This window comes from Candidatus Methylomirabilota bacterium (genome assembly GCA_036002485.1).
Taxonomy (GTDB): Bacteria; Methylomirabilota; Methylomirabilia; order Rokubacteriales; family CSP1-6; genus AR37.
This window is the reverse complement of sequence record DASYTI010000160.1, coordinates 1-5,291: the sequence shown is the minus strand read 5'-3', so window position 1 is coordinate 5,291 and position 5,291 is coordinate 1. Positions and strand designations below refer to the sequence as shown.

The following is a 5,291-nucleotide window of genomic DNA, read 5'->3' as shown; positions in this document are numbered from 1 at the left end:
CCCGACATCCCGCAGCTCGAAAAGCTCACCACCGACTGGGTGCGCGCGACCGATCAGACGAAACGCAAGCAGATCGCCGACGAGATCCAGAAGGTCGCGCTCGGCGAGGTGGCGTACGTGCCGTGGGGAGAGTGGTTCTGGCCGACGGCCTTCCGGAAGAACGTCCAGGGTATCCTCAAGTTCACTGCGCCGGTTTTCTGGAACGTGAGGATCACGTAGAACCGACCGCGGCCCGTCGCGCCGATATTCGCGATTCGGCGAGTATAATGCAGTGTATGGCTATGCTATGCTCCGCGCGGTTTTCCACCATCTCGGGAGGCTCGGTGTGAGCGGGTATCTGCCGGTCGTGATCTTTCTCGGGTTGATCGTGGCCTTCGCCGTCGGATCGCTCGCCGCCGCCCTGGTGCTGCGTCCGGCACGCCCGTATGCCGCCAAGCTCGAGAACTATGAGTGCGGGGCCGAGCCCATCGGCGAGGCGTGGGTGCAGTTTCCCGTCGGCTTCTACCTGGTTGCGCTCATCTTCATCGTCTTCGACGCCCTCGCCGTCTTTCTCTTCCCCTGGGCCCTCGTGCTCCGAGGGCTGGGAATGGAGGGCGTCGGGATCATGGGCCTGTTCATCGGGATCCTCGGGCTGGGCTGGTTCTATGCGTTCCGCGAGGGAATCCTCGAATGGAAATAAAGGCGCCGATCCCGCAGATCCCGCCCGCCGTCTGGACGGAGTTCAAGGACCTCCAGGAGTGGGAGAAGCTCCACCAGGAGCGCCCCGAGGGGGACAAGCACTCGGCGCTCTTCGAGAGCGTCAGCGAGGGCATCTTCAACTTCCCCGGCGGCTTCGTCGTCACCACGCTCGCCGACGGCTTCCTGAACTGGGCGCGGAAGTCCTCCGTCTGGCCGGTCACCTTCGGCCTCGCCTGCTGCGCCATCGAGATGATGGCGACCTTCGCCTCGCGCTTCGACGTCGAGCGCCTGGGCATGGTCCCGTGGGCCTCGCCGCGCCACTCCGATCTCATGATCGTCTCGGGCACCGTCACCATCAAGATGGCGCCCATGCTCAAGCGGATCTACGATCAGATGCCTGATCCCAAGTGGGCCGTGTCCATGGGCTCGTGCGCCAATTCGGGCGGGCCCTTCCGTCACGGCTACCACGTGGTCAAGGGCGTGGATCGCGTGATCCCGGTGGATGTCTACGTGCCGGGCTGCCCGCCGCCGCCCGAATCGCTCCTCTACGGTCTCCTCAAGCTCCAGGATCAGATCTCCCACTTCCGCAAGACGGGCCAGCGCCCCGCGCCCACCGAGAAGATCGACTAGGGTGCTGACCCACACGCAAGCGCGCCCCCTCATCCAGGAGCGATTCGGGATCGGCGCCTCTGGCGAGGGCCCGCTGCTCGTGGTCGAGGCGCCGGCTGACCAGTGGCTGGCCCTCGGCCGCTTCGCCAGGGCCGAGCTCGGCTGCGGCTACCTGAGCTTCGTCTCGGCCGTGGACTGGAAGGAGCAGGGGCTCGAGGTGGTGGCGCGGGTCGAGAATCTCGAGGCCCGCTTCGCCCTCATGATGAAGTGCAAGCTGGGGGCGGGGGAGACGAGCTGCCCCTCGCTGGTGCCCGTGTGGCGCGGGGCGGACTGGATGGAGCGCGAGTGCTATGACATGTTCGGCGTGCGCTTCGAAGGCCACGGGGACCTCCGGCGCATCCTCCTGCCGCACGACTGGGAAGGCCACCCGCTCCTGAAGTCCTACGCCGTCGACACGCCGTATCCGCCATATCGGTAGACGGCCGCCTCATGGATATCGAAGGTCGGCAAGTTCTCGAGATGGGCTACGCAGGCGCGGAGCGCCTCACCATGAACATGGGGCCCCAGCACCCCTCCACCCACGGCGTCTTCCGCGCCATCCTGACCCTCGAGGGCGAGACGGTGGTCGCCGTCGACGCCGTCATCGGCTATCTCCACCGCTGCCACGAGAAGCTCGCCGAGACGCTGACCTACACGCAGTACCCGTCCATCGCGTCGAAGACCGACTACGTGGCGGCCATGACGAGCGAGCTCGCCTATGTCCGCGCGGCCGAGATGGTGGGCAAGATCGACGTGCCCAAGCGCGCGCAGTACCTGCGCGTGATCGCGGCGGAGCTGCAGCGCGTGGCCTCGCATTGCCTCTGGCTCGGCACCTGGTGCCTCGACATGGGCGGCGCGCTGGGCGGCGGGGCCACGGTGTTCCTCTACTGCATCCGCGAGCGTGAGGATGTGCTCGACCTCTTCGAGTCGCTCACGGGCGCGCGGCTGCTCTACGGCCTCCACCAGGTCGGCGGCACGCGCTATGACATTCCGGCGGGCTGGGCCCAGAAGTGTCGCGCCACCGTCGACAAGATCGACGGGCGCATCGGCGAGTTCGAGGAGATGCTCGAGTCCAACGCCTTTTTCATGGCCCGCACCCAGGGCGTGGGCACCGTGTCGCGCGAGCTCGCGCAGGAAGTTGGCATCTCGGGCCCGCTCATCCGCGGCTCCGGCGTCAACTACGACATCCGACGCGCCGAGCCCTATTCTTCCTACGAGGACTTCGACTTCAAGGTGCCCGTGGAGACGGCGGGCGACTGCTACGCGCGCTATCGCGTGCGGATGGTGGAGTTCCGAGAGTCCATCAAGATCGTGCGCCAGGCCCTGGACGGCCTGCCCGAGGGGCCCATCTCCTCGCGCCCCGGCGTCAAGTCGGTAGGGCAGGTGCGCATCCCCAAGGGCGAGGCCTATGCGCGGATCGAGGGCGCCCGCGGCGAGGTCGGCTGCTATCTCATCGCCGACGGCAGCGCCAAGCCCTACCGGATGAAGTGGCGCGGGGCCTCGTTCTCCAACCTGGCGGTGCTTCCGCACATCATCCCGGGCCACAAGGTCGCCGACGTCGTCGCCATCATGGGCTCCGTCGACCCCGTCTTCGGTGAGGTCGACCGGTGAGGGCTAAGGACCTCACCCCCTCACCCTGCCCTCTCCCCCTCGCGGGGGAGAGGGATGCAAGAGGCGAGGTCGACCGGTGAGGGCTGACCGGCCCACCCCCTCACCCTGCCCTCTCCCCCTGACGGGGGAGAGGGATGTAACTGAAGTTCCCTACTCTGAAATAGACAAGATGTCAGGATCCCTCTCCCCCTTGAGGGGGAGAGGGCAGGGTGAGGAGGTGGTGCGTTTCCCACGTCGACGGAGAGGGATCCGCTGATGTGGAGCGTCCTCTACCACTTTGTCGTGGGCTTCATCGTGCTGAACGCGGTGGTCGCCATGGTCACCTATGTCACTCTCCTCGAGCGCAAGTTCGCCGCGCGCATGCAGTCGCGCATCGGGCCCTATCGGGTGGGGCCGCACGGGCTCCTCCAGCCCATCGCCGATGCGGTCAAGCTCATGATGAAGGAAGACATCGTGCCCCGCCTGGCCGACCGCGCCGTCTACAACCTGGCCCCCATCGTCTTCCTCGTTCCGTGCATGCTGATCTTCGCCACCCTGCCCTTCGCCCCGGGCCTCGGGGTAGCCGATCTCAACATCGGCATCCTCTTCTTCCTCGCCGTCTCGGCTATGGAGATCGTGGGCCTCTTCATGGGCGGGTGGGGCTCGAACAACAAGTACGCGCTCCTCTCGGCCATGCGGGCGGTCAACCAGATCATCTCGTACGACCTGCCCTTCCTCTTCGTGGCCCTCGTCCCCGTGCTGCTCACGGGCTCGCTCAAGCTCTCGGACATCGCGGCCGCCCAGCCGGACGTGCTGCACTGGTTCATCTTCTACCCCGTCATCGGACAGCTCGCCTTCATCGCGTACATCGTGGCCACCCTGGCCGCCGAGAACCGCGTGCCCTTCGACATCCTGGAAGCCGAGTCCGAGCTGGTGGCGGGCTTCCGCGTCGAGTACTCGGGGATGAAGTTCGCCCTGATCCAGCTCGGCGAGTACGCCCACATCATCGCCACGTCGTTCCTGGGCGCGCTGCTCTTCCTGGGGGCCTGGGACGGGCCGGGATCGGCGGGCTCGCCGTGGCTCGGCGCTTTCTATTTCCTCCTCAAGGCCATGTTCGTGTTCCTGCTCGTGACCTGGATCCGGTGGAGTTTCGTTCGGATCCGCGTGGACCAGATCCTCGCCATTTCGTGGAAGCTCCTGCTGCCGGCCGCGCTGCTGCTCCTCATGGCCACGGCCGTCGTGGTCGCCTGGAAGGGGCCCGTCGGTGGATAGGCAGCTTGGGCAGAACTTCTGGCCCGACCTGGGCAATCTGGTGAGCGCCGTCGGGCGCGCCATGTGGATCACCCTCATCAATTTCTTCCGCAAGCCCGTGACCGTGCACTACCCGGAGGTGAAGCGGGTCTACCCCGATCGCTTCCGCGGCATCCTAGCCCTGACCTATGACAAGGAGACCGGCGAGGAGAACTGCATCGGCTGCCGGCTCTGCGAGTACATCTGCCCGCCGCAGGTGATCAAGGTCGAGATGTTGAAGGCGGAGAAGCGCAACTTCGCCAAGACCTTCACCCTCGAGCTCTACGCCTGCGAGTTCTGCGAGCTCTGCGTCCAGGTCTGCCCCACCGACGCCATCATCATGATGAAGTCCTTCGACCTCGCCACCACGGATCGGCGCGAGCTCCTCCTGGACAAGGACCGCCTCCACACGATCGGGCTGGATTTCGAGGCCTCGTGGGCGACGGGCACTGGGTTGCGGGACATGCAGACGCCGCCCAAGGCGCCGGCTGCCCATGCCCCCGAGGCGGGACAGGCCAAGGTGGAGGGCAAGCCCGAGTGACCCTCGAGGCCATAACGTTCTGGGCCCTCGGGGCCGTGCTCCTGGCCTCGGCCCTCGCGGTGGTCCTGACCAAGAACCTCTTCCACTCGGTGCTCTATCTGGCGCTGTCGCTGACCACGACGGCGGGCATCTTCCTGGCCCTCGACGCCGAGTTCCTGGCCGCCGTGCAGCTCCTGCTCTACGCGGGTGGTGTCGTCACCATCGTGGTCTTCGCCATCGTGGTGACGGAGCGCCTGGTGGGCGCTCGCATCACCCAGACGAGCCGGCATATCGTGACGGGGGCCATCGTGGCGGGGGCGCTCCTGACCGCGGTGCTCGGCTTCCTGCGCAGCGTGCCCTTGCCGGTCGAGCGGCCGCCCCTCACCGTCGACGTCACCAGGGCGATAGGGCAGGTGCTCCTGAGCGAGTTCGTGCTGCCCTTCGAGCTTCTGGCCGTCCTGCTGCTCGTCGGGCTCCTCGGCGCGCTCTATTTCGCGAGGCCTGAAGAGTAGGCATGGGACTCGGCGCCTACCTGACCCTGGCAGCGCTGCTCTTCGCCATCGGC

The 5,291-nt window shown here is 66.7% G+C and carries 8 protein-coding genes; all 8 read left to right on the top strand.

The features are described from left to right. Nucleotides 1-219: ABC transporter substrate-binding protein (locus VGT00_15220; GenBank protein ID HEV8532770.1), on the top strand; the 219-nt coding region annotated here is incomplete at its 5' end. 106 nt (nucleotides 220-325) lie between these two features. Further along, the gene (locus tag VGT00_15215; GenBank protein HEV8532769.1) at nucleotides 326-679 is read left to right on the top strand and encodes an NADH-quinone oxidoreductase subunit A; all 354 of its coding nucleotides are present in this window, start codon (nucleotides 326-328) and stop codon (nucleotides 677-679) included. Then, nucleotides 670-1,308, top strand: coding sequence for an NADH-quinone oxidoreductase subunit B family protein (locus tag VGT00_15210; protein ID HEV8532768.1), 639 nt, complete (start codon nucleotides 670-672; stop codon nucleotides 1,306-1,308). The genes VGT00_15215 and VGT00_15210 overlap by 10 nt, the downstream gene beginning before the upstream one ends. Before the next feature lies 1 nt (nucleotide 1,309). Then, complete coding sequence (locus VGT00_15205) at nucleotides 1,310-1,765, top strand: NADH-quinone oxidoreductase subunit C (protein ID HEV8532767.1); 456 nt, start codon at nucleotides 1,310-1,312, stop codon at nucleotides 1,763-1,765. Between the two features lie 11 nt (nucleotides 1,766-1,776). Continuing rightward, complete coding sequence (locus VGT00_15200) at nucleotides 1,777-2,937, top strand: NADH-quinone oxidoreductase subunit D (protein HEV8532766.1); 1,161 nt, start codon at nucleotides 1,777-1,779, stop codon at nucleotides 2,935-2,937. 255 nt (nucleotides 2,938-3,192) lie between these two features. Then, a complete protein-coding gene (nuoH, locus tag VGT00_15195) occupies nucleotides 3,193-4,188 on the top strand; it encodes an NADH-quinone oxidoreductase subunit NuoH (protein HEV8532765.1) in 996 nt (331 codons plus the stop codon). Then, nucleotides 4,181-4,747: an NADH-quinone oxidoreductase subunit I gene (locus VGT00_15190; GenBank protein ID HEV8532764.1), complete on the top strand. Its 567-nt coding sequence runs from the start codon at nucleotides 4,181-4,183 to the stop codon at nucleotides 4,745-4,747. Before nuoH ends, VGT00_15190 begins: the two co-directional genes overlap by 8 nt. Beyond that, entirely contained in the window at nucleotides 4,744-5,238 is a 495-nt protein-coding gene (locus VGT00_15185; GenBank protein ID HEV8532763.1) for an NADH-quinone oxidoreductase subunit J, read from the top strand. Before VGT00_15190 ends, VGT00_15185 begins: the two co-directional genes overlap by 4 nt. The last annotated feature ends 53 nt before the right edge of the window (nucleotides 5,239-5,291 follow it).

Coding starts and splice junctions, on each gene's coding strand:
- VGT00_15210 (HEV8532768.1), top strand. CDS start 670: ATGGAAATAAAGGCGCCGATCCCGCAGATCCCGCCCGCCGTCTGGACG.
- VGT00_15200 (HEV8532766.1), top strand. CDS start 1,777: ATGGATATCGAAGGTCGGCAAGTTCTCGAGATGGGCTACGCAGGCGCG.
- nuoH (HEV8532765.1), top strand. CDS start 3,193: ATGTGGAGCGTCCTCTACCACTTTGTCGTGGGCTTCATCGTGCTGAAC.